We start from the raw sequence: 24,904 nt of genomic DNA, 5'->3' as shown, positions 1-24,904 counted from the left end.
TGAACAGCTACAGTAATGCCACGCAACCCGGTTTCTTTGAGTTGGGACAACGAAAAACTAGTACTTCCAGGTACAGAAACCGAAAGCGACTGGGCTTGGCTGCAAGTTGGAAGGTTTTCTTGCAATTCGTGCGCTCAATACCCCTACCACCAGACTTCACGTCTTGAAATCATGAGAAACTCAGTAAGTTGGCGGGAAAAAACAGAACAATGTTAACAAACGTAAATATACTTACAACCCTTACCAATGACGAAGAACCAAGGACGACCCAACTACTCTTTTTCCTCTCTAAAATTACCGATTTTTGTAGGGTGGGCAGTGCCCACCGCTTGCTGTAGGTGGGCAGTACCCACCCTACAACCCTTACCAATGACGAATGACGAAGGACGATCCAAACTAGTTAACGTTATTTGTGCCGACCTACTTATTGCTGATAGTGCCTTTACTGATGAATGTAAGCCACTAAAGAGTTAAAATATACAAACGATTTTGTTTTGCAAGCAACATGACAAAAGAAATCAACATTGATTACGTTCAAGAACCAATTACCAGTGCAACACCAGAAGTGCGACAGATTATTGAGCGTGTATGGCAACTGGAAAAAAGCAGACTAGATAAGAAAATTAATAGTCATATCAATGATGATATTTTGGCAATTGTGAAGGAAGCTGTGAGATGAAGCTGATTTCAATTAAGCTTTGCAACTTTCGCTCTTTTTACGGCAAAACACCAGAAATTAGCCTAGCGGTGGGAGATACCCGTAACACAACCGTCATTCACGGTAATAACGGTTCTGGAAAAACTAGCCTGCTGAATGCATTTACCTGGGTGTTGTATGAGAAATTTAGTGCAGCTTTTGCATCATCCGAGCAGCTGGTAAATAAGCGTGCGATCGCCGAAGCAAAACCCGGTCAACCCATAGAATGTTGGGTAGAAATAGGTTGGGAACATGAAGGTATACGCTATCGAGTCAAACGAGAGTTTCGCGCCTATAAAAACGAAACCGATTTCGATACGGGTAAAACAGATTTGTACCTGCAATTTGCTGGTGCTGATGGTATCTGGAATTTCCCAACACAAAACCCAGAAGATATTATCAATCAAATTTTACCTGCCAGTTTACATCAATATTTTTTCTTTGATGGTGAGCGGATCGAACAGATAGTCCGTTCTGATAAAAAGGCAGAAATTGCCGAAGCCACAAAGATTTTTCTAGGTGTTGAGGTTATTAATCGGTCTATAAGACATTTAGGAGAAACCAAAAGAAGTCTGGAAAATGAGTTAAAATCCATTGGTGACTTGGAAATTAAACAGCTATTAAAACAGCAAGAAAAAATAGAGAATGAAATCGATCGCATTCATCAGAACCAACTAGAAAATCAAAAAGAACTAGAATACCAAGAAACACTCAAAAAAGAAACAAGCAGCCGTTTCAGAGCATTAAGTGCTGCCAGACAATTAGAAGAAAGACGTCAAGACTTAGAAAAGCAGAAAGCAACCAACCAACAAAATCTTCGAGATACTAAAGAAGCACTCAAAAAAATTATTTCTACACGCGGGCACACAGTTTTACTGCCTGAAACAGCATTAAAATATAAAGAAATTGTTCAAAATTTAAAACAGCGTGGTGAATTAACTTCTGGAATTTCAAGAGAATTTGTTAATGACTTATTGATGTCACGACGTTGTATCTGTGGGATAGATTTAACTCAGAATAGCAACTCATACCAAAATATAAAAAAATTATTGGATACAGTAGGTTCTTCTGTCGTAGAAGAAACAGCTATCCGGCTTTTGGCACAAGTAGATGAAATTGACAAGCAAGCAGCCAGCTTTTGGGACGAAGTAGATAGAGAGCAAGCAAGGAGCAATCAACTCAGGCAAACGATATCACAAATTGAAAGTGAGTTAGACACTATTCAAGAAAGCTTGCGAAAAGATGCAAATGAAGAAATTAGCAATTTACAAAAGCGATTGGATGAAATAGAAGAAAGAATCAAAAATTTAACCTTAGATCGAGGTGCTAACCAGCAGAAAATTGCTAATCTTAAAACAGAGTTAGAGGCAGTTGAAAAACAAGTTGCCAAGCAGAAATTAAACGAAGAAAGGCAAGCCCTGACACAGCGGCGGATTGCTGCGACTCAAGATGCTATTGATAGATTGACCTTGGTAAGAGAACGTCAAGAAAAGCAGTTTCGCTTCCAACTAGAAAAGCGGGTACAAGAAATTTTTAGCGAAATTTCATTTACACCTTACATTCCCAAAATTAGTGAGAAATACGAACTCACGCTGATTGAGAAAACTGCAGGTATAGAAATGCCTGTTGCTGCTTCTACGGGAGAAAATCAAATTCTCAGCTTATCGTTTATCGCCAGCATTATCGATAAAGTCCGGGAATGGAGTGAAAAAAGAAAAATGTTGATGGTTCCCGATAGTAGCGCTTTTCCCATTGTCATGGACTCACCCTTTGGGAGTCTGGATGTTATCTCTCGCAGACAAATTGCCAAGACAATACCTAAATTGGCGAATCAGTTAATCGTGCTAGTTACCAAGACGCAGTGGAGAGGTGAAGTCGAGGAAGAAATGGCAGACAGAATAGGTAAGGAATACGTACTGACTTACTATTCTTCCAAGCCTGACTGCAAACAGGATTATATTGAGTTGAATGGAGAACGATATCCTTTGGTTAAACAAAGCCCAAACGAGTTTGAGTATACTGAGATTTTTGAAGTAAATCGCTAGAGCATCGGTACAGGAATCATAAAAAACCTAGTTTTCTGTAGAGACGAGCCATGGCGCGTCTCTACACCCACAAGGTATAACAATCTGTTGTAGGGTGGGCGTCTCACCCGCAATTCGGAACGGGCGGGACGCCCGAACCACAAGATGGATAATTTATTTCTTGGAAATCTCCGAGTCAACAAAATCTCGATTTTTACAGGCAAAAAAACCGGGTTGCGTGGGATGACCGAATTATGTTGTGCCCACAATGAATTAATAATTAATTCGTAATTCATGCATTTTTCATTACGAATTACGAATTACGAATTACGAATTATTCGGTCATCATCCCAAACCCAGCTCTCGTTTAAGCAAGTTAATTGAATTAGAACCGATATAGGTTTCACCACAAATCAACCTAGGCGGACGAATAATGTCATCCATAGTAGCTTGTAAGGCTGCTTGCGCTGCTGAATAACTCACTTGGTCTGTACTGAAAACCACTTGTGCCCTTTTGACCATTGCCTGAAGTCTGTAAGTATCTTTTGGCTGCGCTGTCATTATCAGTATTTCATCTCCCCGCAAACCATGAAGAATCACCTCCATTGCTGTCAGAATTCCCGAACTCAGGCTAACTATGCCAAGACAGCTATCTTTTGGTAAGCTTTTAAACAGACCGTACTCTTTGGCGTAGTCGTGTATGTCCAAGGGAATAACACGCACAGCTTTAGGCGCAGCAATCACCTCCACATCACCAATAAAGTATCGGCTTGTCACGACTGTAGCCGAGGACGTTTGATCCAAAACAGCAGCTAATTCTTCCATCGGTACTAACTGTACTGGTATTTTGAGGGCTTGTTCTAATTCATACACCATCAATTCGCCCGCACCAATGTCTCGCGATGGAACCGCAACCAAGACTCGCGCACTGCAACGCAAGCGCCAATCAATTTCTGCTAAAAATAACTCTCGTGCTTGACTGAGGGAGCAACCTTGAGACAGTAACTCGTCCAATGCTTGCTGTACAACTTTGCTGGCTTCAGGATACTGTTTGAGAATGGGCGATTGCAGCTTACTACCCCCCTCATGACCTTGGGCGCGGACGTATATTCCCGACCCAGCAAGGCTTTCTACCAGCCCATCATCCTCTAACTGACGGTAAACCTTGCTAATTGTATTGCGGTGTAATCCTGTCTGCATTGCCAGGGCTCTCGTGCTCGGTAATTTGTATCCGGGTGGATATTGCCGAGATGCGATCGCAAATCGAATTTGGTTAAACAGCTGGTTTGATGCGGGTATTTCACTGTCTGGCTGAATCCGGAATTGAAGCATCAACAAAATCTCCTGTGTGATAGTCGCTGTCTGTGACCTGCCGCAAATGCCAAAAGATAAATATATTACTTAATACATTCAATTTCTCTATTAGAAATTTCTGGTGCAGTTGCTACTGGTGGTTGATAATTTGATTGGAGATAGCTCTGGGCGACAAATCAGAGCTATATATATATACTCACACAGCACTGGTAAAAACTATTATGGCAGAGAGAGCGACATCTACCACAAAAGTTAAATTTTTGCAAGACGAGGTTCAAATCGACGCTTATCTAGCGAAGCCTTTGGAATCGGGTGCTTATCCAGGCGTTGTGGTATTACAAGAAATATTCGGAGTCAATTCTCACATTCGGGATGTTACAGAACGCATTGCTAAGGAAGGTTATGTAGCAATTGCACCAGCCCTCTTTCAAAGAATCGCCCCTGGTTTTGAAACAGGGTACACCAAAGAAGATATAGAAGTCGGTAAAAAGTATGCTTGGGAACAAACAACCGCACCACAGCTATTAGGTGACATTCAAGGAGCTATTAACTACCTGAAAACCCTAGATGAGGTGAAAAAAGATGGTTTTGGCTGTATAGGCTTTTGCTTTGGGGGTCATGTTGCTTATCTAGCCTCAACTCTGCCAGATATTAAAGCTACCGCTTCCTTCTATGGTGCTGGTATCCCTACCCGCACTCCAGGTAATGGCAATCCCAGCATAACTCGCACCCCAGAAATTCAAGGCACCCTGTATGCCTTTTTTGGAATGGAAGATGCCAGCATTCCAGCAGACCACGTAAATCAGATTGAAGCAGAGTTAGAAAAATACAACATTTCTCATCGTGTGTTTCGCTATGATGGAGCCGATCACGGATTTTTCTGCGACCAACGAGGCAGTTATAATTCAATAGCTGCAGCCGATGCTTGGGAGCAAGTGAAACAACTGTTTCAGGAGCAACTAAGCCCCTAGGTAGGAAAAACAGCCGTTTGAACAACGGCTAATAGCTAATGGCTAATAGAAAAACAGTTAGCAATTAGCCATTAGCTGTTAGCAATTAACAATGAGTCTTTATAAGTCATGAACTCCGACGCGAAAATTTCTCAAAAAGCCAATTCGTCTTTCACAATGGACGATTTTGCCAAGGCACTAGAAAAACACGACTACCAGTTTCAAAAGGGACAGGTGGTACAGGGCAGAGTGTTCCAAATCGATCCAGATGGAGCTTATGTCGATATTGGTGGCAAATCGTCAGCTTATATCCCCCGCGATGAGGCTTCTTTGAGAGCATTCACTGATTTAGCGGAGGTGCTGCCATTAAATGAAGAACAAGAATTTTTAATTATCCGAGACCAGGACGCAGAAGGTCAAGTTACCTTATCGCGCAAGCAACTGGAAATTAGGCACATTTGGGAACGACTGGCACAAATGCAGGAAAATTCCCAAACCACCCAAGTGCGGGTAAGCAACATAAATAAGGGCGGCGTTACCGTTGATGTTCAAGGTTTGCGGGGATTTATTCCGCGATCGCACCTTACTGAACGCGAGAATTTGGAAGCACTCAAAGGACAAACTTTGACCGCTGGCTTTTTAGAAGTTAACCGTAGCAGTAATAAACTGATACTTTCACAACGCATAGCCACTCGTTCTGCTAACTTCAGTACATTAGAACTCGGTCAGTTGGTAGAGGGGAAAGTGACAGGTATCAAACCTTTTGGCGTGTTTGTGGATGTAGATGGAATGAGCGCTTTGCTGCATATTAAGCAGGTCAGCCAAAAATTTATTGAGAATCTCGACAAGGTATTTCAAGTTGGTCAGCCGATTAAAGCTGTTATCTTAGATTTGGATGAAGGTAAAGGTCGGGTTGCCCTTTCTACCAGAGCTTTGGAAAATTTCCCAGGCGAAGTACTCGAAAATATGGACGATGTCATGGCATCGGCTGAAGCACGTGCCGAACGAGCTAGAAAAAAACTTTCGGAATAGGTTAGTGGTTGGTCTTTAGTAGTTAGTAGTTGGTAGTCAACCACTAACTACTAACCAATAACGAATAACTCTGTTGCAGTTCCTCAAATGTTAATTCTGTAAAGGCAAATTGGATTGAGCAGAGTAATTCGCCCCAACTGCATAAAGCAGAGTCAGAGAAAGCTTGCCAAAATTCATTGGTAAAAAACGTTGCCCACCACTTAGGTGCTTGCTTTCTTTGACTGGGGTCATTGTGTTTGCGCCAGCGTTTGCGCCATTTGAGGAATTCTATTGGGGTAGGTGGTTCAACACCGATAATTGGCGGGAAATCCGCGTAGCTAACAAACTTACTTATCCCTTTCCCGTGGACATACACCACATAGCGCCAGCATTCCACGACATAGATATCTTCTAGGTTTATGTTAAACATCAGACACACTGCTTCTTCTGTCACAAATCGCGCTAGCTGATGAATGATGTTTGATTTGTGTCGGATTTTTGACTCACGAATAACGAGCGTTTTTTGCTGGGGTGATGATAACATATGAGGTAACACCCGTGAAGGTGGAGATATCTACTGTAAAACGGGTTATGTTGAAAAATGTCAACGCGGTCGCTCTACAGTTTTTCAAGCCGTGGTGCGATCGTTTTATTAGAACATTTATATTAAACGATAGGATTCAATCGTTTGTCAATACCATAATGGGGCAGATTAGGCTAAGAATTAGAGAATTTGCTAGCGAGAAAGGTTGGACACTGAAGGACGTGGCAGACCGTTCCGGAGTAGCTTACAGTTCAGTGAGAGCCTACGCAAGAGCGCCAGGACTAGCAATGGTTGACTTTACCTCCATTCTGAAAATGGCACGCGCCTTGGATGTGATGATTGAAGACTTAGTAGAAGTCGTGGAAGAGTAAAGGGCGGGCGAGACTCCGAGGTTTGCTTGGAGGGAAACCCGCCTCCATCCTACAAGAAAATCAAATCGCTCAAGTTCGATCGATCTACCAAGTCTCTAGTACACCTTGGTGTAAAGGCGGCTCACAAATGCAAATACTTGTAAAGCTTGCAGTATAACCCTGTTACTTTCATCCAAATGCCCTTATACTGAAAGCCTTTTGTACTAAACTTCTCCATCACCAATATCGCGCTTCGGCGGTCGCTTGTAAGTAAACGTGAAAGTATCGCCACTAGCAATCACTTGCCGCATTTCATCATACATTAAATAATTGCCTACACCGCTCAAATTTGCCCAACCCCGTGCTCTAGTTAAACCAACAAACAACTGGTTGCGGTAATTAACATCACTCTCATTGCGAGCCACATTATCAAAGCCAACCACGTAGACCATATCAGCCTCATGACCCTTAGCCCGGTTGACGCGGGATATTGTCACTCCTCCCTCATGCCAGAATTTATCTGGGTCTGTATTGGGCCATTGGGGAGCCAAATCATTTAAGGTCAAAGCTGTGGGAATGTAAATATCAATATTGTGGTCTAATAAGAACCCAGCAACATCAGTTTCTAATTCTACCGCCTCAGAGTTAGAGCCTAAAATCACAACTAAAATATCGCGACTGGGATTGAGACCATCAAACATAACATTGTGCATAATCTTCTCAGCCAGCGCCTTCAATTCTTCTTGACGAGAACTGTAAGTTTGAAACTCTAAAACAGGTTTGCCCCAAAGTTCAGGAATAGGGTTGGGTGAATAATGAGTTGGTCGATGGACGGTGATTGGCTTACCTACGCGTCGAAAGTCCCCCATAACTTCGTAGCCAATTTTGTTCCAGTCGTCCCTATTTGTAATCCCCGCAAGCATTCCCTCTGGACGTAGCAAACCCATACCAATAGCATGAGCAGCAGTGAGAATCGGTCCTGGAGTGCGGTAACACCGACGCATGACCTCAGAACGTTTGATACCACCTGAATATTGAGGTTGTTTGCTCAAAATATTGCTCAACTTATCGCCAAAAACTTCTTTCGCCTTTGGCACTGCTATACTAGCCAAACTTTGTGCCTCATCATAAGCCCAGATTAAACGCCGTTCCTCTGGATTTTCTGCGTCCACAGGTCGCAACGCCTGATAAGCCAACCAGTAGATTGCTTGTTTGTCTTCGTATTTCAAATCATCTTCGGCTACTAAATCCTGACCCTCATCAATCAAGATAGCGTCGAACATGGGTTTAATTGTGACCTCTTCCTGTAGCCGTTTACACAGCTCTGCCAACCCCCGGTTGGGCTGTCTTTCTTTTGCATCTGCAACTGTCTTGCGTTTTTTGCCGTGGTATTCACAAATCGTCCCATACAACCCTGGATGTTCCTTTGCGCCCCATGCATGAAGCACTCGCAGCTTGTGGTTGGTTTTTGGATCGTAGTGCAACTCACCATTACTAAAACGGCGTATCCATTTATCCAGTAGTTTAGTCATCAAGTCATACAAAGAGCGAGTGAAAAACACAATGGCAATATCCCAGTCTGGATGCTTGAGGTGCATATGGGCAGCTTTTTGACACAACAGCACCGTTTTGCCTGAACCTGCAATACCGCGTATTCGTTGAGGTCCGGGAGGGATTTCTTTGCCAATATGCTCTTGCTGCAAATCAATTTCATACAGCCTTTGCCGCAGCAATTCCATAACGCTAGCGCGGCTATTCTGTGCAACTGCATCTGTCCTGCGAGAAGCCTCTGTGCGATATGCGGGTGTTCCGCTCATGACTGACAGTAGCAATTCCCAGTCTTTATCTTCCAAGTTTTCCCCTGGAACTAGGGCAAAGCTTTGTTGGATGCGTTCAAGGCACTCAACTTTGCTTAACTGGTCTTGGAAAATCACAGGAGGACAGTTCGGTATCTGGTCAAAACCTCTTTGCTGCCATTGTTCTTGAGTAATCAGAGGAAGCGCAACGATCGCTTTTCCATTGACTCTGCGCTGCATTGCAGGTTCGCCATTGTCCGTATTGCAATATGCAAGCAAAGCACGTAGGTGATGTTCTGCACGTTGATAGGGGTTAGCTTCTGTGGTGTGACAATTTTGCAACTGCCAGTTTTGGTCATTAATAGCAACAATTTGGTCTATAGTGACTGATAATACTTCAATGACCGCTAAACCAAACTCGCGATCGGCAATCAGAATATCAGGTTCCTTGCGAATATCACCCACCTTAGAAAAAATCGGATAACGCCAGTAAGCTATACACTTTCTGTCTGAAAAAGCACTTTTAATAGCATCCCAAACTTTTTGTTCACCCGCTTCACTAGTAGCTTTTAGCGGTTCGGTAGTAATAAATTTGCTAATTTGTTCTTCGTTAGCAACTGCCATTGAGTCCCTGCCTGTGATAGTTAAATTTTTGACACGGCGGCACCCTGAATATTTAGCAAGCTATCACAGGCAATATGATTTTTGTTATAGGAAATATACGGATAAATTCTCAGAAAAACCTAAGTATATATGCTATGTATAACAATAAAAATGTGTAAATTTATCCTGTTAAAGGTTGAGTTTGTGCGTTATTAATTGTGAACGATGTAAAATAACAACTTGATGTTCTTTTCAGTATCGTGCAAAGACAAGGCAGCGTGTTGCTTTGGTTACCACCAACTGTAGCAATCACCGTTGCAAAGTTTTCCTTGGCGTCTTGGCATGATATTATGATTTACTCTATACAAAATCTCTGTAGTGAGGATAGAACAGTCAAGTCGTTTTAACAAAGGGCGAAAATATCCTGAAATATACTTCTTGATGAAGAAAATTGGTGCATCTCAACTTCGTGACTGTAGTTTATTCTGTTGATTTTCATCCGAATAAACGCGATCTGTCGCAGGCTGTAGCGAAGCTATCGCGTCAGATTTTCTACCAAACCTTGAACTTGATTTTAAGGCGATGTAGAAACGAGAAATTTCGCGTCTCTACTTCAGATAAGAGCCCGAAGTTTATTTCAGGGTGCTTTGTCTTGTCTGCCGATACACAGAGAACAAAATAGAGAGACATCGTAACAATAAATTAGTTTCAGAGGGAACCCATGATTAAGAACGAGTACCAACTGATGATTACTAAATCTTGGATTGAAAAATTTCACCAAGCCATTATGAGTTTGTATCAAAATGAAGAAAAAAGGAGCAAAGACCCAGAAGGTTGGCAACTGTTAATAGATTCTTACTACGCTCATATCAAAAATCTTCATACAGAAATAACAGAATATAAAAACCTGAAAAATCACAATCCTGACAATTCTTTAGTTCTACAAAGCCTCAATCTAAATATAGATGAAATTGGGGAAATTTTGATCAAAGTGAGAATTGCTAAGAAAATTACAGAGAAAGAATTGGCTGCGCTCACTCAATTAACGGAAGAGCAAATCAAAGAATATGAAAAGCAAGATTATCAAAATGCTAGTTTTGACACTGTAATAGAAGTAGCTGACGCTTTGGGTATTAAGTTACAACATTGTATTGTTGTTTCAGAAATGAATGAATTTTTGGAAAACCAACTGCTGGAAGTACGCCAAGCTGAGAAAATCGATACTGAATTTAAATTAGCCCTTGGTTTGATGGATTGCATCTGACTGTTCAAACCGCGTAGAAAAAGTTGAAAGTTATTTCCCTTCAGCCTCGAAAGTGAATGAAGACTGTATTAAATACTGAGTAGATACCAGTTTCAATGATGTGATTTAACATTCTAGCGATCGCCTCTGCATCCTTTGGTTGTGCGTCTCGAACCACCTGTTCCATATGTTTTGATGCCACAGCCAAATGCCTTAACTTACACTTACGAGTTATTACCTACTTTTTCAAAGTTCAATTTCATATCATATAAAGATGCAAAGATAGCAACGCATTTTGCCCTTGGATATAACGGATGGTTGATTCGTCGGTCTATAGAAAATCCTTCCGTTACATCTGTAAAGCTTCCTTTGCCCTATCATCTATCGCGGTCTTCTCGAATCATAGCAGTACTATCAGGCCATTCGATATCAGTTGGTAGCAGCTCACGACGACGACGGCTTTCCTCCAAAAGTTGTGCGACATTCTGTCGCCTTTGCTTTTCTGTCACTTTCTGTATCCGATCTCCTGATAAGGCATTTTGTAATATATTGATGATTTGGGCATTAATTGAGATGTTCTCGGCTGTAGCTAACTCTTGCAGCTGTGAATACATCTCATCAGGTAAATCTAGGTCACGAAGAGTAGCCATTTACTGACCTCCTTAAATTTATTGGTGATTGTAACACGATACTACTAGCTGTGGATAGAAAGATTCAGAACTTGGATAAAGTAATTAATGCAAACTCATGTATCCGCTACGTACATAATACAAAGTCTTAGCGATCGCGATCTTCTCGAATCAAAGCAGTGCTATCGAACCATTCGACATCAGTTCTGCGCTTTTCTCGACGGTAACGAATTTCTTCCAAAAGTTTTGGTACATCCCTTCGTCTCTGTTTTTCCATTCGCTGTTCTTGAACTACTGACAAGCCATTTCGTAATAAACTGATAACTTGCGCGTTAACAGAGCTGTTCTCAAGTGTGGCTAACTCTTTAAGCTGTTCATACAAGTCATCTGGTAAATCTATGTTATTAAGGGTAGCCATCGATACACCTTCTTAAATTTATTGGAAATTGTAACACGGTACTACTAGCTCTGACTGGAATAGTATAGGGATAGCGATCGCTTTTCTACAAGACGCTAAAGGTAGTGAAGAGAGCAGTGGCAAGCTTGGAAAATGCTGGTGTCGGCTCACTGGTTTAGATATCTATACCCAACATATCCTTTTGATCGGGGTGTGCCAGTTGATTTGGTGACATCTGTACTTGGGCATAGTAGGGTATAGACGGCTGCAAAATATCTGCACTGATTGGGTAGTGGAGTATGATTACCAAACCTTATCGTAGTTAGAGTAATTGATATGAACTCTCCTTTACCATGAGACAACTTATCAATAATATGGTGATATTTCGGAAGATTCTGAGTTGCTGATATGATTATATATTTACAGAACATTGTTAGCGAATTGTTACATAATTATATACAAAACTGCTACAATTTTTATCACAGCTAAAACGACAGATTCCATGTTTTAACTTACTTAGAGATTCTGCAAGATTTCATGAACTAATCAGCCGTAAATTGAAGGAACTTAAAGCCGACAACGAAAGACTCTAATCCGGAGTAACTTGGATAGACAAAGCTAGGAGAATGATATATGCGAGTAAGGCAAGAGATTTATGATACTTATTGGCGATTTGCAGCCCTGCGCCAGGAAGTCTTTTTTAAGAAGATTAATAATATGCCACCACCTTGGACAAGTGACCCTATTATCAATACTTATAAATTTTGTAATGCTTATCGAGCTAGCGATCGCGTTTCCCAATATCTTATTAAGAATATAATTTATGATGGTAATAGAAGTAAAAATGAAGAAGAAGTTTTATTCAGAATTTTACTGTTTAAAATTTTTAACAAAATAGAAACTTGGGAATACTTAGAAAACAAAATAGGAAACTATATTTCACTGTCTAATTTTAATTTTAATATTTATTCAAATCTATTACAAGATGCTATGGAAACTGGATACGTTATTTATACCAGTGCATATATGTCTTGTGCTAGTAAAGAGTTTGGCTATGATAAGAAACACCAGAATCATTTGGCATTAATCGAGCAAATGGTTGTGAAAGATCGTGTAGTCAGCCGCATAATCAAAGCTAAAAGTCTTGAAGAAGTTTTTTATACTATTCAAGAATATCCGTTACTAGGTAAGTTTATGGCTTACCAATTAGCAACAGATATTAACTATAGCGAAATTATCAACTTTGATGAAAACAGTTTTACCATAGCAGGTCCAGGGGCTGAACGGGGTATCCGCAAGTGTTTCCTTGATACGGATGGGAAAAGTAATGCCGATATTATCCTTTGGATGACCGAAAATCAGGAACAGGAATTTCAGCGTTTGGGGTTAAATTTTCAATCGCTCTGGGGTCGTCCGCTACAAGCAATCGATTGTCAAAACCTATTTTGTGAGACTGATAAATATTGCAGAGTAGCATTTCCTGATTTAAAAAGTAATCGTCAAAAAATAAAATCAAAATTTTCTTCAAATCCTCAACCAATTGATTATTTCTATCCACCTAAATGGCGGATAAACGATAAGGTTCAAAAAACTTTAGCATCAAGTGAGCTAAAATTAGAACTTCCTCAACAGCCCTTGATTGAGTTAAAACCCAATTATACAAATCGGAAAAAATTCAATAGAGAGCAACTAAGAGCTAGTAACTATCAGCAATTATCTCTGGAAGATATAACAATTGATAATTTATTAACTGATGCCGAAAAAATAAATTATAATACAACAAAAGATTTGATTGAATTACAGGATCAAAAAGAGCAAAAGATGCTGTTTAAAGATAAAAGTAAAAAGATGAAAAAAACACAAGCCCTACAAAATTCAGTGTTACCCAATTCTTATCAGTTATGTCTGTTCTAGCTTCAAGAATTTATTTATGAATCAAGTAAGTGGCATGAACAAATCTGCCGTTCTCAGTCAAGATGGAAGGTACCGCTACTTGTTAGGGCGGGTATGGGATATAAATAAACCGCAAATTACTTTTGTGATGCTTAACCCAAGCACTGCAGATGCTAACCAAGATGATCCAACACTTCGTAAGTGCATTTACTTTGCTCAGTTTTGGGGTTATGGTTCTCTTGAAGTAGTTAATCTGTTTGCTTACCGTGCTACTAAACCCCGTGATATACGCCAAGTACCCGATCCTGTGGGTTCAGAAAATAATGACTATCTTCAATTAGCAACAAAACGTGCTGCTTTCATTATTTTGGCATGGGGTACGAATGGCAGCTTTCAGCATCGGAACGAAAAAGTGCTCAATTTAATTTCCGATCGACAACCTCTGTACTGCCTGGGTCTAACAAAACATTGGCACCCACGCCACCCACTCTACACTAAAAATAATACACAACCAATTCGTTTTTAGTACTGTCCCTACTTCTATTACTAAGTTTTTAATTTAGCTATTTTTATTTCAATAAATAAAAACAATTAATGCTTTATAAGCTCAAAATACTAGTTGAAACAAAATTTTTAAACGGTAAGATTACTTAAAAAAGTATACATCCTTCAATAAACTTTGATAAATCTACAGAAGGCATGGCTTTAGTTTCTTTGTATAACTAAGTGCATCTGCTTTTGATTAGAAGAGTTAAATTATGAATTTTGTGGATTATCAAATACAAGCGATGAGTACAGACCAGATGCCTGTTGTGGAAGGGTCTGAACTAATGATTCCACTCCTGGGGTTAGTAGGCGAAGTCGGCTCTTTGATGACTGAGTATAAGAAGCATTTACGTGACGGTGATGCACATAAACTTTTTAAAGAAGGAGTTGCGGAAGAATTGGGTGATATGCTTTGGTATCTTGCCAACTTGGCAAGCAAGTTTAACCTTGATTTAGAAGAAATTGCAGAAAAGAATTTGAAAAAGTGCCATGACCGTTGGGGATGGAGAAATTCAGTAAAAATAGATAGTCAATCTATAGGCTACATCTTTGACAAAAACTTTCCCGAACACGAAACTTTACCACGACAATTTGAAGTAGAGATGACTGAGTTAAGGAACGATAACTTAGTAAAGATGAGAGCCTTTATTGACAAACAACAGGTTGGAAACGACCTCACCGATAACTCTTACTCTAGCGATGGTTACCGCTTTCATGATGTTTTCCATATGTCATATGCCGCAGTTTTGGGTTGGTCGCCAGTCATGCGTAGTATGCTTAAACGTAAGCGCAAAAGCAATTCTCTCGTTGACGAGGTTGAAGACGGCGGTCGTGCAATAGCTATTGAGGAAGGCATATCAGCACTCGTATTCACCTATGCTAAAGATCACAGGTTTTTAGAAGGCGTTTCAGCGATAGATTACCAGCTATTGAAAACTATCAAAAATATGACATCACATTTAGAAGTTACTCAGTGTTCGTTGGGTGATTGGGAGAAGGCAATCATGATGGGCTATGAGGTCTGGGGACAGGTAGAGAAATACCGGGGAGGAACGGTAGTTGTTGACCTTAATGCACGCTCCATAACTTATCAAATAACTTTAATGCCTTCTAACTCCCAATTTATAGATATGCATGACAAGCACCAACTGACTGAGGAACCGTGTGAATTTAACAATGTCATGGTTAGTCTCGCAAACGGGGTTTGAATTAAGCGATCGCAAATTCAGTGTTGGGTTCAATTAAACAGAAAGCCAAGATTCTGTCCGAAAGGGCATGCGTAGTGGTACGTAAAGTGACCCTAGGATAGTTTTCAGGGATGTAGTGAATACGGCTGTTATGACATTTTACAAAAAGGATGATACGAATCGGCAATGTAGAGACGCTTCAAACAGCACGTCTGACAAAATTTATATGTATCGCGATTGCTGATGCAGATGTTGATGCTGCAAAAGCGCTCCTTAGACATGCCATCTCTTAACGGAGAGGGGGAGTACTTAACCCCACGATTGCAGGTGCAGCAATGGCATTTAGTTCTGTGTCAGTCGTTACAAATGCTTTGCGTCTGCGTAACTTTCAAAGCAAAGCCATTGTGTAAGGAGTAGGAAAATGTTAAGTCAAAAGGCAATTACCAGCAGTATCGTCAGTTTGGGATTAATAGTCGGTGTCACCTCTAGTAGAGTAGAAGCACAGACAACTCACGAAATGCCACATACTCAAACTTCACACACCACCCAGTTTGCGCGGATTGAACAACCACTGTGGGTAAAGGGTGCAGTGACAGGCGGCGGGTTGACGTTAATTGGATTGGAGATATGGTGGTTTCTTGTGAGAAAACCGAAGTCTCACAAAGGTGCCAAGATTTAGCGATATGGTGCTGTCAGGTCTTGACTCTCCATCTCACTGGAGGGTCTAAGATAAAAGTGGTCATTTCTATAGAACAGGGGCTCATCATGTTAGTTCGAGAACAGTCAAAACAAATTGGCGAAGTAGCTAAAGAAAGTGGTGTTCCTATCAAAACTATCCGCTATTATGAGGAGCTTGGTTTACTGAAAGCGTCTGGTAGAACTGAAGGCGGGTTTAGATTGTTTAATTCTGATGTTTTTAAACGTCTCAACTTTATCAAACGCGCTCAACATCTTGGGTTGACACTATCAGAAATTAAAGATTTTTTGGATGTACACGATGAAGGTTTTTTACCTTGCGATCGCGTAAAAGTCAAGCTAAAAGATAAGTTAGCTGCTATTGACGAACAAATTCGGCAACTACGTATCTTGAAGACTGAACTAGAAGGATTGCTGTCAGGTAGGGAAAATGTACCCGAACAGAACGAACAAACAATTTGCCCTATTATTGAACAGAATTAACAAGTCAAAGCTTCTTTAAGTTGAGCGAACTACGTGCAACCATTAAGCAAAATCTCAAATTGGAGATAAAGCCACACGATCCTTTGAATCAATTACAAGTAGCAGCTGCTAATATCCCTGTTGTAAATATGTGGCAACATGGTTCCCGGTACAAAATGTATAGAAAATATCTACACTATCTTTCTTGAGCAGGCAATAAGATTGTAGATAAAATTCGTCCTGTTAGTGGCATCTCACTTCAACTTAACACTTGTCGTTATAGCGGCTGAACTCCATTCCAATCCGTACAAATAAGATGTCCGTTTCTCAGTTCGCCTTTGACAACCCCCGTATTTGGTAAGATGTTAGCCAGTGCAAATTGCCTCGAAACGTTCTTGAAGACCAGAGGTAACATGGTAGATAAAATAGCGCCGTGCGCCACAAATATTAGCACTTGAGGAATGCTGGAATACTGCTCGATTGTCCTTGTGACAAATGGGACGAAACGAGAGCGCAAATCGTTGTAACTCTCTCCATCAGGGGCGCTGCGCTCGTATTGTTCGTTTATCAACCAATCAGTTAATAATTGAAAGATTTCTTGAAGAGCAGCAGCACTTGATGCAGCGAGTGTACCAAAATTGACTTCAACAATTTCAGGAGCAAGTTGTATGGGAATATTTTTGGCAAACGATAGAGCATCTGCTGTTTGAACGGTACGCAAGCGAGTGGAGGTGAAAATCGCTGAAACATCAATCTCTTGAATCGACAAGGCAAGTTCTTTCACCTGCTCGATACCTCTTACTGTGAGAGGATAGGTAAAGCCTTCATCGGGGGGTAAGTCTGGGGGTAGGTTGGGTCTTGAGGATAAAACATTAACTTCACTCTCACCATGCCTAATAAACCAAACTTCAAACTTTTTGACATCTTGAGCTTTAACTTTTGAAAGAAGGGTAGAAAAACCTGCAAATGCAGGTGCGGCAGCAAGGGCACTGATGATTGTACGTCTGTTAATCTTCACTGTTACAATTGCTTTGTCTAAATTCCGAATAGCATTGAGATTACACTAGCATGACTAAGTTCTTCTTAAGAAACCGTTAACATCATTATCCTTGTACTACAAGGCTCAAGCTCTAGGCTGAACCTGCATTTCACGGGTGATATGCCACAGATGAGTTATTAGCCAAATATTAATTTTTGTAAAAAATAATAGCGATGGAGTAGAAAACAAGGACGTATTCCGCCGATAAGTAAGGGGATATCTAAAGAAAGCTGAGTTTTATCGGAGGGTAGTTGGATGATTTTGGTCACCGGCGCAACAGGTATGTTGGGAAGTTTTGTTGTACAAGAACTACAACAACGCGGAAAGCATATTCGCATACTAGCTCGAACAAACTCAGAACCTGCAATACGAAAGACAAATGTTGACGTGGTTCTTGGCGATCTTGCTGACACGCATAGTCTTCGCCGTGCCGCACATCAAGTAACAGGCATTATTCATGTAGCTTGTACGTTCATACATCCTGAAGTAGATATTGTTGCAATGGAGACATTACTCAAATATTGGGATCGAGGAGCATTTGTATTCATAAGTAGTGTAGATGTGTATGGTTATGCTCAATGGCTTCCAATCGCTGAGAATCATCCATTAAATAAGACCTATTCATCATACAGCTATGGCAAAGTGTCCTGCGAAACGTTATTGGAGGAAACAGCCCGAAAGAGAAAGCGTAGTGACTTTAGTATCCTTCGACCACCACATATTTGGGGTCCAGATCCGCGTTGTCTGACAAAAAAAGGTTTATGGACAACAGATCTCTACGAAAAAGTATCTAGGGGTGAAGATGTCATCTTGCCTGGGGAGACTCAGGACGAATGGTCACAGTTTGGCGATGCTTGGGTAGATGCTCGAGAATTAGCTTGGGCATCAGTTGAATGTTTAAATAAGCCACTAGGACTAGCTGCTAATGTTATCAACGATCATTTTACTTGGCATGACTTCTGTACTGAATTGATTCACATTACTAGCAGCAGCAGTGCTATTAAACATAGTAACTCTGAAAGTAGCGCTTTCGGGCAACGCTGGAAATACAGCGGTGAAAGATTACAACAACACTTAAACTTTAACCCCATCTACAAGTGGCAGGATACTCTCGCACAGATGGTTACTCTAACTGGTTCTTGATTCTAAAAGAGTTACCCAAAAAGGATAACTAAGGGTAAGTGTGGATAGCAGCTATATTACAGCTACTATCCCTTTTAGCACTGACGCTGTGATTCCCATCACGTCAACTTACGATCGCCGCTCCAAAATTTTTCTGATATTTGGAAGAGCCGATTCAATTGCTCGATCGTTCGGAGTTGTTTGCTGCCAACTAGCTCGCTCTTGCAAACGTTGCGACCAAGCATTGAGATTTGGGTAAGGTTCTAAAGACAAACCGTATAAGGGTATTGAAGGAACTAGTGTTCCAACAACAACTTCGCATAACATTATTTTATCTTCGACAAAGTAAGACTTTCCAACTAAAAGTGACTCATAGAACTGCAATACCGCGATCGCTCTCTCTCTTGCCATTTCCAGCTTTTCTTGAGAAGTTTCTAATCCTACTAATGGTCGAGAAAGAGTTATTGTAGCAAGCTGAAGCTCGTTGATAGCAACCATATTGACCATCCGCACTATCGCAATATCTTCAGGTTCAGTAGGCATTAAAGATGGATTGGGATACTTCGCCTCAAGATAATCTAAAATTGCCAATGACTCAACGACTCGGAATCCGTTATCTACAATGACAGGAATGCGTTGAAGCGGATTAATTGCTGTAAACTCTTGATTAAATTGGTCTCCATCTAGATTCACCAAAACTGGCTCAAAGAGAATTTGTTTCTCGATTAAGGCTATCCAGACTCGACGAGCGTTAACAGAAATTGGATTATAGAAAAACTTTAACATTGTTTCTTAGTCTCAAATGTCAAATGGTGCAATTCAGTAAAGCGGTACCTTGGCATTGTAAGCTTCTACAAAACTTGCATAGTCATATTCAACTTGAGTTGCGTAGTTTACAGCAAAGTTAACAATTTCATCTTTAAATGCAGCTGAATTTGGAGTTACAATGTCAGTCACTTCTTTGTCAACGCTATAGGGAACGATCGCGGTATTGTAATCCTTGTCAGATATTGCATGATTCTTTGCAACCACCTTTCCTGCATACTCCATTGCATCCATAAACTTTGACTTATCGGTCAATAACTTATAGTCGAAGTCCACCTGGTAGGGAGATTTTTCATGCACCATGAAGGGGATGTTGTTCACCGTGGTGTACCCAACCAAGGGGTCGGTATTGGAAAGCATTGCTTTAGCGGTCATCGTCACTCTTAGCCCCTCATGGTTTTCATAACTTGCAGGAGACAGCAGACCGGGAACTGCAATAGCAACCGCACTACTAGCTTCCTGTTTCATTTCTAAAATTCGGTCGTCATCGGTTGCCGAACTAGGACCCTCGATGAGTAGGAAATATCGATATTTACCAAGATTACCAGTGCCCGAACCTAATTTGAGACGAATATCTTTTAGGGTGTAGTAGCTCTTGCTTTTGCGTTTGCTTTCAGGGATTGAGTGAATATAGTCACTCATGGCAGAGGAAATGGCTGAATAAGTACTGTCAGATACAGATTCGAGGACGGAGGATGTCTGGAAGGCTCGATTGCCATCAGTGCTCACTACTGTGTATTGTTTTAATAAACTAGAGCGTTTTTTACTTGCTGCTTTTTCAATTAAATCCTTTACCACACCGCTTGTATTGCTCGATTCCAGACGGTAAGATAATTCGTCGTTAGTCCCCTTAAAGTCACTCATTTTATTTAAGTAAGCATCTAAAAAATTCCGGACGATATCTTGAGCATCGCCAGAACTCAGACCGTTTTCTTTAGCCGCTAATAGAATAGAGACTGCCATGCGTCGCAAATCCCAAACGTAGGGACCGAGGTAGCCTTCATCAAAGTCTGTTGTGTCAAAGACGTTATTATCTTTGCTATCCCTCATTCCCCCAAGATTTTGCACGTGCATATCTCCTTCCAACCAAATGGCGGAGGTTGGGGAATTGACAAATTTAGAGCCCCCCAAGGTTTGCATATCGCGGTAGAAAATATGAGCCGTTCCCCGGTAGAAGGCGAAGGGGCTATCTGCCATCTTACGCATTTTTGTTTCTAGTTCAGTTGGCAGCTGGCTGGCATAGGGATGGTTGTGTTGGTAGATTTCATTTTGCACCCAAGTCGGGCGCGAAGTTGCAGCTTGAACTTCTGGTGCAAATCCCAAACTAAAGATCCAGATGATTGCGATCGCCCATAGGTGGATGCTGCGTGCGATCGCAACTATTTGTTTTATCATAGCAGTTTCTAATACTGGAAACAAATTAACTATAACGCAGATGGTTTTATGGGAAGAATTACGTGAAAACAATCCCTTGCCGATACAAAATGACATACTTCGCTATGGCGGTTTTCAATAGGTAATCTTCTGGCGGGAAGGGAGTAAAGATTAAAAAAATATTTCGTATAAATTGTAACTTTCAAGAACTTTAAGATTTTCTAAAAAAAGCGTTAGTATACTTGTTGTTTTAAGTCAACTAATTAATAATACGATCGGTAAACTGTATTCCCGTACATTATGGATAGGTGTATGTGTTAACAAAACTATCCGGGCTCAATGAATTATTGGCTAATGAAGTCAGAACCAACAGTTTACAGTATCTCTGACCTCCAACAGCAACGTGAGACTGTCTGGGACGGCGTTCGCAATTATCAAGCTCGCAACTTTCTGCGGCAAATGCAAGCAGGAGATTTAGCTTTTTTCTATCACTCCAACACCGAGCCCCCCGGTATTGTAGGATTGATGCGTATTGTGAAGACAGGTATTGCTGACCCAAGCCAGTTTGATACAAAAAGTAAATACTACGATCCAAAATCCAGCCCTGACTCCCCTCGGTGGCAAACAGTTGTCGTGGAATTTGTGGAGGCTTTTGCCAAACCCCTCTCACTATCAACGCTCAAACAAGAGTTTACCAATGAAGAACTCATGGTAGTCAGACCGGGAAATCGGTTATCGGTTATGCCCGTGCCTCCAGAAGTGGCTCAGAAGATTCTGGGGATGGCAACTTCTTAACTGTTCCAATTAGGTTTTGAAATAAAAATTTCTCATTGTAGAATTGCTTGTCAAATATTTTTTCCCATTGTAGAATTGCATAGTTAAAGAACCCAAGCCAAAGAGCCCTCTTTTTGGCTGGTGCTCCGATAAGAAAGTTTAACGTTTTCCATTCTTGGTTACCAGGGAGCAGAGAAGTGTTTTAGGGTAGCGTCCTCTGCAATTGTGTATACCTAACAAATATTTCACTGACTTGCGATCGGAATCATCATTCCCTTTGTAGGGCTATTTCATTAGCTTTTACTGAACTTTGACCGCTGTACAGCTTTTGAAAGTAACATATGACAGTTATTTGGGACGCATCTCCAGGCTTTCCAAACATCCTAATGTGAAATCTGGAGTGAACTGTGAAGAAACGTCAACTCGGTACTCTTTCTCTCGCTACCCTATTCTCCTTAGGGACAGGGGTGAGAGATTTGTTAACAAATCCAGTGCAAGCCCAAACACCTAATAACGTGAAGTACAAAACTTCTTGGATTGGCAATACTCTCAGTGGTGCTGAACGGCTAAACCCAGATAAAGACTACCCTTATAAACACGTACAAAACTTTGTCTCTGCCTGTGAAGTTGATAACCAAGGCAATGTTTTCACTGAAAGTCATTGGGATGAAGATGGACTCACTCATGGCGTATATTACAAAGGTGATGTTGTAGGAAATGAGACAGAGCGAGACATAAACGTCAGTAGTGTCGTTGACCGCAAAGGTAACAGGTGGAGTATCAAGGACAATACTGTAGTCAAGGAGGGAACTGGTATAAAGATTGCTGGTTTGGTTAAACCAACAGCACTAGCAATTGACAATAAGAATGGTCTCATCATGGTGGCCGATGACGGTGATAATAAACACGTTATTGAGTTCTATGACAGCGATGGTAAACTTGTACGCACGGTTGGTACTCCTGGTGGTGTAAAAGCTACTAAGGGAGCAGTCAAACCTAACGTATTTTGGGGTATTACCGGCACCGGCACGGATGCAGAAGGCAACATTTATATTTGCATGAGTCGATGGGGTACACGCATTGTCAGCCTTGCTCCTGATGGAGAGACATTGAATTGGGAAGCACTCGGTTTGCATTTTATAGATATGCCTTGGTTTGACCCCGATAGTAAGGGCAAGTATGTCTACGGAAAACAAGAGATATACGAAATGGATTACAGCCAACCCCCCGGTAAGCAATGGAAATTGATTGCGTATACCCTTGACGAGGATACATACCCGGACGATCCGCGAGTGAGTGTCAACAATGATGCCGCCGCTGGATCGGTCGTCTTTGTTGGGAACATTAAAAACCAAAAGTTTATGTATACAGTTGACGGTTTAAACGGCGGCGACATCCATGTGTTCAAGTTCTCTAACAATGGTTACATAGCAGCTCCTGCAGGGAAACTACCACGAGTATCCCGCAGTCCTGCATTTAGCATCGACCAAGACGGCACTTTTTGGGAACTTGATGGCAATAGAATTCTAAAAACTGAAATTCAAGGGGTTGATGGGGACGGTAACCCGATATTCGGTCAGACGCAAGAAGTGACAAGAATAGAAGGGTGGGTGAATCTTCAACGCATTTATCATGACTCAAAGACGGATTCTTTGTATGTGACTGGAGGTAAGAACGAACAAGTCATGGAATTTGGAGGAGACATTGCGCGGTACGATAACATATCCTCTGGCTCGCCAAGGCTAAACTGGCAAACAAGAATACCGTATAACTGGTACGACGACAGCGTACCAATTCACGAGCGCATTTTAGGAATAGGCTTTTTAGTAGCGGAGGACAGAGTGTTTATTGGCTACTTGAATAAAGAATATGAGGGAGATGAGACGAATACAGGAGCAGTAAGGATGTTGGATACAAAAAATGGAAACCATATCACGACCCTGCGTACAAAAAGAAGTGGGTGGATTGATTTGTGGCAGCCTTTATCTGCTACTAGGCTCAGTGATGGTACACTTGCCGTTTTAGTTGAGGAAGATTTACAAGCTAAGACAATGCTGTATACCGTCTGCGAAAGTAGTAACTGTCCGGGCTTTTAGTTAGAGCGTCCTTTGTCCTTTGTCATTTGTCCTTTGTAATAACCGATGATAAAGGAGCGTTCTTTGTTATTGTGTAGGTTGGGTTGAGGAACGAAACCCAACATTTCATCCAATTGTTGGTTGCCACTTCCTACCCAACCTACACAACACATTGGGCGATTTTAAGAAAGAGCAATTGAAAGATTCAATATATTGTTAAACTTACCATCCTCTCCATATATTTTTTAACTTGTTCAAAAGCTTTGCTATGAACCGCGTCTTCAATGTTAAATCCCAGTTTCCCAACCGTTTCCACGGTGCAATTGGGGAAAGAGACAGGAAGCGAATCTTTTGCTTTAGACATCAGAATGTAACCGCGAGGTTTTCCAGTTGCCGGATCGACCGGCGCTAGAGCATCCCAAACTAGTGACAAAGGCACCCAGTGGGATGGGTACTTGAAGCGAGCAACATCTAGAATTAAAACTAGGTCTCGTTCTGGATGATAGCCCCCTATTGGAGAGAAATGACCATCGCCAGTTTGCCCCAATACTTCTCGTGAGTAAGAGACTACCATGTGCAAGCCTTGCTCAGATGCAGTGGCTTTTCTCAAAGCTTCCCGAAATTCTTCAATAGTCCTATTGCCGTAACGCTCAAGCTCTACTCGTGCTCCATTACAACGTGCCAAACACGCAAATTGGTCGAGTGTTATTCCCTGTTGTTTAATTACTGGCAGTTGCAAGCAGCAGTCAAGAATCTCCTCACTGTACCATCGCCACAAACCTTTCCAAATCCGACCTGGGTCAATTGACAGCGCATTAAGGACAACAACGAGTGTCCCAAGACCGCAGTAAGCTGGTTCTGACTGAGTATGAAATTGCTCGGCTAGGGCAAAGTAACCCTCCATACCTCCTAGAGCTAATGCTTCTGTAAAAATTTGTTTGCCCTCGGGGGAAGAAAAAGAAATGAGTGGTGAAGGCAAAGGTCGGCGATAAAACCCATTGGTTTCCATATAAGCTCATGTATCCTAATAATATAGATCGATTTATTTAAGTTTTTACAGTCATTCAATCGCAAGACAAATCATTGATTTGGTATAAAAGGTATTCTTCCCAATTTCAAAGTTGTTTCTCACATCTGTACAATAAGTTTTAAATTTTCTTCAAATACCACCATTAAATAAAATAGATGAATTTGCCTAACCTATCCTAAACTCTCCTATAGGCTGGAGAGTCAAGAAGGACACCATAATTTTTACTTACTATTTACTGTTTCATCCTGATTTCATTTTTTGGAAAAATTACTCTCTTCCCGCCAGAAGATGACCTAAAGACTTAGGTAGGGCTATGCCGCACA

Annotated in this window: 27 protein-coding genes; 16 read left to right on the top strand and 11 right to left on the bottom strand. The window is 41.2% G+C overall.

What is annotated here, in order from left to right:
* The first annotated feature begins 246 nt into the window (after positions 1 to 246).
* The 3 genes from ACYRY3_RS35870 to ACYRY3_RS35860 are packed head-to-tail and all read left to right on the top strand — an operon-like array spanning position 247 to position 2,742.
* Complete coding sequence (locus tag ACYRY3_RS35870; protein ID WP_460206481.1) at positions 247 to 474, top strand: hypothetical protein; 228 nt, start codon at positions 247 to 249, stop codon at positions 472 to 474.
* 31 nt (positions 475 to 505) lie between these two features.
* A complete protein-coding gene (locus ACYRY3_RS35865; RefSeq protein WP_460206479.1) occupies positions 506 to 679 on the top strand; it encodes a hypothetical protein in 174 nt (57 codons plus the stop codon).
* Positions 676 to 2,742: an AAA family ATPase gene (locus ACYRY3_RS35860; RefSeq protein WP_460206477.1), complete on the top strand. Its 2,067-nt coding sequence runs from the start codon at positions 676 to 678 to the stop codon at positions 2,740 to 2,742. Before ACYRY3_RS35865 ends, ACYRY3_RS35860 begins: the two co-directional genes overlap by 4 nt.
* A 324-nt stretch (positions 2,743 to 3,066) precedes the next feature.
* On the opposite strand, the gene ACYRY3_RS35855 is transcribed toward ACYRY3_RS35860, so the two are convergent.
* Positions 3,067 to 4,053, bottom strand: coding sequence for a GntR family transcriptional regulator (locus ACYRY3_RS35855; protein WP_460206651.1), 987 nt, complete (start codon positions 4,051 to 4,053; stop codon positions 3,067 to 3,069).
* A 203-nt stretch (positions 4,054 to 4,256) separates the two neighbouring features.
* On the opposite strand from ACYRY3_RS35855, the gene ACYRY3_RS35850 reads away from it, so the two are divergent.
* Positions 4,257 to 5,006, top strand: a complete 750-nt coding sequence (locus ACYRY3_RS35850; RefSeq protein ID WP_460206475.1) for a dienelactone hydrolase family protein — start codon at positions 4,257 to 4,259, stop codon at positions 5,004 to 5,006.
* A gap of 108 nt (positions 5,007 to 5,114) precedes the next feature.
* Positions 5,115 to 6,017, top strand: coding sequence for a S1 RNA-binding domain-containing protein (locus tag ACYRY3_RS35845; RefSeq protein WP_460206474.1), 903 nt, complete (start codon positions 5,115 to 5,117; stop codon positions 6,015 to 6,017).
* 43 nt (positions 6,018 to 6,060) lie between these two features.
* On the opposite strand, the gene ACYRY3_RS35840 is transcribed toward ACYRY3_RS35845, so the two are convergent.
* Positions 6,061 to 6,540, bottom strand: coding sequence for a hypothetical protein (locus ACYRY3_RS35840; RefSeq protein WP_460206473.1), 480 nt, complete (start codon positions 6,538 to 6,540; stop codon positions 6,061 to 6,063).
* Positions 6,541 to 6,698: 158 nt separating this feature from the next.
* Between ACYRY3_RS35840 and ACYRY3_RS35835 the strand changes: the two genes are divergently transcribed.
* On the top strand, positions 6,699 to 6,911 hold the full coding sequence (locus ACYRY3_RS35835; RefSeq protein WP_460206650.1) for a helix-turn-helix domain-containing protein: 213 nt from the start codon (positions 6,699 to 6,701) through the stop codon (positions 6,909 to 6,911).
* Between the two features lie 203 nt (positions 6,912 to 7,114).
* Here ACYRY3_RS35835 and ACYRY3_RS35830 read toward each other — a convergent pair whose 3' ends face one another.
* Positions 7,115 to 9,310 (bottom strand): DEAD/DEAH box helicase, encoded by a 2,196-nt coding sequence (locus tag ACYRY3_RS35830; RefSeq protein ID WP_460206472.1) that lies wholly within the window; start codon positions 9,308 to 9,310, stop codon positions 7,115 to 7,117.
* A 700-nt stretch (positions 9,311 to 10,010) separates the two neighbouring features.
* Between ACYRY3_RS35830 and ACYRY3_RS35825 the strand changes: the two genes are divergently transcribed.
* Complete coding sequence (locus tag ACYRY3_RS35825; RefSeq protein WP_460206470.1) at positions 10,011 to 10,553, top strand: helix-turn-helix domain-containing protein; 543 nt, start codon at positions 10,011 to 10,013, stop codon at positions 10,551 to 10,553.
* Between the two features lie 40 nt (positions 10,554 to 10,593).
* Here ACYRY3_RS35825 and ACYRY3_RS35820 read toward each other — a convergent pair whose 3' ends face one another.
* The 3 genes from ACYRY3_RS35820 to ACYRY3_RS35810 form a co-directional block, all read right to left on the bottom strand.
* Positions 10,594 to 10,734 carry a hypothetical protein gene (locus ACYRY3_RS35820; protein ID WP_460206469.1) on the bottom strand — a complete coding sequence of 47 codons (141 nt, stop codon included), beginning with the start codon at positions 10,732 to 10,734 and terminating at the stop codon, positions 10,594 to 10,596.
* A gap of 175 nt (positions 10,735 to 10,909) precedes the next feature.
* A complete protein-coding gene (locus ACYRY3_RS35815; protein WP_460206468.1) occupies positions 10,910 to 11,182 on the bottom strand; it encodes an Arc family DNA-binding protein in 273 nt (90 codons plus the stop codon).
* A 127-nt stretch (positions 11,183 to 11,309) separates the two neighbouring features.
* The gene (locus ACYRY3_RS35810; RefSeq protein WP_460206467.1) at positions 11,310 to 11,579 is read right to left on the bottom strand and encodes a hypothetical protein; all 270 of its coding nucleotides are present in this window, start codon (positions 11,577 to 11,579) and stop codon (positions 11,310 to 11,312) included.
* Between the two features lie 612 nt (positions 11,580 to 12,191).
* Here ACYRY3_RS35810 and ACYRY3_RS35805 point away from each other — a divergent pair.
* The 6 genes from ACYRY3_RS35805 (at position 12,192) to ACYRY3_RS35780 (ending at position 16,363) form a co-directional block, all read left to right on the top strand.
* Positions 12,192 to 13,472 carry a nucleotide kinase domain-containing protein gene (locus tag ACYRY3_RS35805; protein WP_460206466.1) on the top strand — a complete coding sequence of 427 codons (1,281 nt, stop codon included), beginning with the start codon at positions 12,192 to 12,194 and terminating at the stop codon, positions 13,470 to 13,472.
* A gap of 16 nt (positions 13,473 to 13,488) precedes the next feature.
* Positions 13,489 to 13,977: a DUF1643 domain-containing protein gene (locus tag ACYRY3_RS35800; protein ID WP_460206464.1), complete on the top strand. Its 489-nt coding sequence runs from the start codon at positions 13,489 to 13,491 to the stop codon at positions 13,975 to 13,977.
* A 232-nt stretch (positions 13,978 to 14,209) separates the two neighbouring features.
* Positions 14,210 to 15,205 carry a MazG nucleotide pyrophosphohydrolase domain-containing protein gene (locus tag ACYRY3_RS35795; RefSeq protein ID WP_460206462.1) on the top strand — a complete coding sequence of 332 codons (996 nt, stop codon included), beginning with the start codon at positions 14,210 to 14,212 and terminating at the stop codon, positions 15,203 to 15,205.
* Positions 15,206 to 15,354: 149 nt separating this feature from the next.
* Entirely contained in the window at positions 15,355 to 15,477 is a 123-nt protein-coding gene (locus ACYRY3_RS35790) for a hypothetical protein (RefSeq protein ID WP_460206460.1), read from the top strand.
* Between the two features lie 128 nt (positions 15,478 to 15,605).
* Entirely contained in the window at positions 15,606 to 15,863 is a 258-nt protein-coding gene (locus ACYRY3_RS35785) for a hypothetical protein (RefSeq protein WP_460206458.1), read from the top strand.
* A gap of 86 nt (positions 15,864 to 15,949) precedes the next feature.
* Positions 15,950 to 16,363, top strand: a complete 414-nt coding sequence (locus tag ACYRY3_RS35780; protein ID WP_460206456.1) for a heavy metal-responsive transcriptional regulator — start codon at positions 15,950 to 15,952, stop codon at positions 16,361 to 16,363.
* A gap of 256 nt (positions 16,364 to 16,619) precedes the next feature.
* Here the strand turns inward: ACYRY3_RS35780 and ACYRY3_RS35775 are convergent, their stop codons facing one another.
* Positions 16,620 to 17,360 (bottom strand): histidine phosphatase family protein, encoded by a 741-nt coding sequence (locus ACYRY3_RS35775; protein WP_460206454.1) that lies wholly within the window; start codon positions 17,358 to 17,360, stop codon positions 16,620 to 16,622.
* A gap of 276 nt (positions 17,361 to 17,636) precedes the next feature.
* Here ACYRY3_RS35775 and ACYRY3_RS35770 point away from each other — a divergent pair, with 276 nt between their 5' ends.
* Entirely contained in the window at positions 17,637 to 18,524 is an 888-nt protein-coding gene (locus tag ACYRY3_RS35770) for an NAD-dependent epimerase/dehydratase family protein (protein WP_460206452.1), read from the top strand.
* 108 nt (positions 18,525 to 18,632) lie between these two features.
* Here the strand turns inward: ACYRY3_RS35770 and ACYRY3_RS35765 are convergent, their stop codons facing one another.
* Positions 18,633 to 19,289, bottom strand: a complete 657-nt coding sequence (locus tag ACYRY3_RS35765; protein WP_460206450.1) for a glutathione S-transferase family protein — start codon at positions 19,287 to 19,289, stop codon at positions 18,633 to 18,635.
* Positions 19,290 to 19,322: 33 nt separating this feature from the next.
* On the bottom strand, positions 19,323 to 20,723 hold the full coding sequence (locus ACYRY3_RS35760; RefSeq protein WP_460206448.1) for a DUF2252 domain-containing protein: 1,401 nt from the start codon (positions 20,721 to 20,723) through the stop codon (positions 19,323 to 19,325).
* 318 nt (positions 20,724 to 21,041) lie between these two features.
* Between ACYRY3_RS35760 and ACYRY3_RS35755 the strand changes: the two genes are divergently transcribed.
* Positions 21,042 to 21,497, top strand: coding sequence for an EVE domain-containing protein (locus ACYRY3_RS35755; RefSeq protein ID WP_460206446.1), 456 nt, complete (start codon positions 21,042 to 21,044; stop codon positions 21,495 to 21,497).
* A gap of 386 nt (positions 21,498 to 21,883) precedes the next feature.
* Entirely contained in the window at positions 21,884 to 23,572 is a 1,689-nt protein-coding gene (locus ACYRY3_RS35750; protein ID WP_460206444.1) for an NHL repeat-containing protein, read from the top strand.
* Here the strand turns inward: ACYRY3_RS35750 and ACYRY3_RS35745 are convergent.
* On the bottom strand, positions 23,569 to 23,724 hold the full coding sequence (locus tag ACYRY3_RS35745; protein ID WP_460206442.1) for a hypothetical protein: 156 nt from the start codon (positions 23,722 to 23,724) through the stop codon (positions 23,569 to 23,571). The genes ACYRY3_RS35750 and ACYRY3_RS35745 overlap by 4 nt on opposite strands.
* A gap of 32 nt (positions 23,725 to 23,756) precedes the next feature.
* A complete protein-coding gene (locus tag ACYRY3_RS35740) occupies positions 23,757 to 24,560 on the bottom strand; it encodes a phytochelatin synthase family protein (protein ID WP_460206440.1) in 804 nt (267 codons plus the stop codon).
* Positions 24,561 to 24,904: the final 344 nt, after the last annotated feature.

It is taken from the genome of Scytonema sp. NUACC21, from assembly GCF_054684315.1.
This window is presented reverse-complemented; position numbering and strand designations above follow the sequence as displayed.

Excerpts from the sequence above, each read along its gene's own strand:
- ACYRY3_RS35870 (WP_460206481.1), top strand. The coding sequence starts at position 247 with ATGACGAAGAACCAAGGACGACCCAACTACTCTTTTTCCTCTCTAAAA.
- ACYRY3_RS35865 (WP_460206479.1), top strand. The coding sequence starts at position 506 with ATGACAAAAGAAATCAACATTGATTACGTTCAAGAACCAATTACCAGT.
- ACYRY3_RS35860 (WP_460206477.1), top strand. The coding sequence starts at position 676 with ATGAAGCTGATTTCAATTAAGCTTTGCAACTTTCGCTCTTTTTACGGC.
- ACYRY3_RS35855 (WP_460206651.1), bottom strand. The coding sequence starts at position 4,053 with ATGCTTCAATTCCGGATTCAGCCAGACAGTGAAATACCCGCATCAAAC.
- ACYRY3_RS35850 (WP_460206475.1), top strand. The coding sequence starts at position 4,257 with ATGGCAGAGAGAGCGACATCTACCACAAAAGTTAAATTTTTGCAAGAC.
- ACYRY3_RS35845 (WP_460206474.1), top strand. The coding sequence starts at position 5,115 with ATGAACTCCGACGCGAAAATTTCTCAAAAAGCCAATTCGTCTTTCACA.
- ACYRY3_RS35840 (WP_460206473.1), bottom strand. The coding sequence starts at position 6,540 with ATGTTATCATCACCCCAGCAAAAAACGCTCGTTATTCGTGAGTCAAAA.
- ACYRY3_RS35835 (WP_460206650.1), top strand. The coding sequence starts at position 6,699 with ATGGGGCAGATTAGGCTAAGAATTAGAGAATTTGCTAGCGAGAAAGGT.
- ACYRY3_RS35830 (WP_460206472.1), bottom strand. The coding sequence starts at position 9,310 with ATGGCAGTTGCTAACGAAGAACAAATTAGCAAATTTATTACTACCGAA.
- ACYRY3_RS35825 (WP_460206470.1), top strand. The coding sequence starts at position 10,011 with ATGATTAAGAACGAGTACCAACTGATGATTACTAAATCTTGGATTGAA.
- ACYRY3_RS35815 (WP_460206468.1), bottom strand. The coding sequence starts at position 11,182 with ATGGCTACTCTTCGTGACCTAGATTTACCTGATGAGATGTATTCACAG.
- ACYRY3_RS35810 (WP_460206467.1), bottom strand. The coding sequence starts at position 11,579 with ATGGCTACCCTTAATAACATAGATTTACCAGATGACTTGTATGAACAG.
- ACYRY3_RS35805 (WP_460206466.1), top strand. The coding sequence starts at position 12,192 with ATGCGAGTAAGGCAAGAGATTTATGATACTTATTGGCGATTTGCAGCC.
- ACYRY3_RS35800 (WP_460206464.1), top strand. The coding sequence starts at position 13,489 with ATGAATCAAGTAAGTGGCATGAACAAATCTGCCGTTCTCAGTCAAGAT.
- ACYRY3_RS35795 (WP_460206462.1), top strand. The coding sequence starts at position 14,210 with ATGAATTTTGTGGATTATCAAATACAAGCGATGAGTACAGACCAGATG.
- ACYRY3_RS35790 (WP_460206460.1), top strand. The coding sequence starts at position 15,355 with ATGATACGAATCGGCAATGTAGAGACGCTTCAAACAGCACGTCTGACA.
- ACYRY3_RS35785 (WP_460206458.1), top strand. The coding sequence starts at position 15,606 with ATGTTAAGTCAAAAGGCAATTACCAGCAGTATCGTCAGTTTGGGATTA.
- ACYRY3_RS35780 (WP_460206456.1), top strand. The coding sequence starts at position 15,950 with ATGTTAGTTCGAGAACAGTCAAAACAAATTGGCGAAGTAGCTAAAGAA.
- ACYRY3_RS35770 (WP_460206452.1), top strand. The coding sequence starts at position 17,637 with ATGATTTTGGTCACCGGCGCAACAGGTATGTTGGGAAGTTTTGTTGTA.
- ACYRY3_RS35765 (WP_460206450.1), bottom strand. The coding sequence starts at position 19,289 with ATGTTAAAGTTTTTCTATAATCCAATTTCTGTTAACGCTCGTCGAGTC.
- ACYRY3_RS35760 (WP_460206448.1), bottom strand. The coding sequence starts at position 20,723 with ATGATAAAACAAATAGTTGCGATCGCACGCAGCATCCACCTATGGGCG.
- ACYRY3_RS35755 (WP_460206446.1), top strand. The coding sequence starts at position 21,042 with ATGAATTATTGGCTAATGAAGTCAGAACCAACAGTTTACAGTATCTCT.
- ACYRY3_RS35745 (WP_460206442.1), bottom strand. The coding sequence starts at position 23,724 with ATGTGTTGTGTAGGTTGGGTAGGAAGTGGCAACCAACAATTGGATGAA.
- ACYRY3_RS35740 (WP_460206440.1), bottom strand. The coding sequence starts at position 24,560 with ATGGAAACCAATGGGTTTTATCGCCGACCTTTGCCTTCACCACTCATT.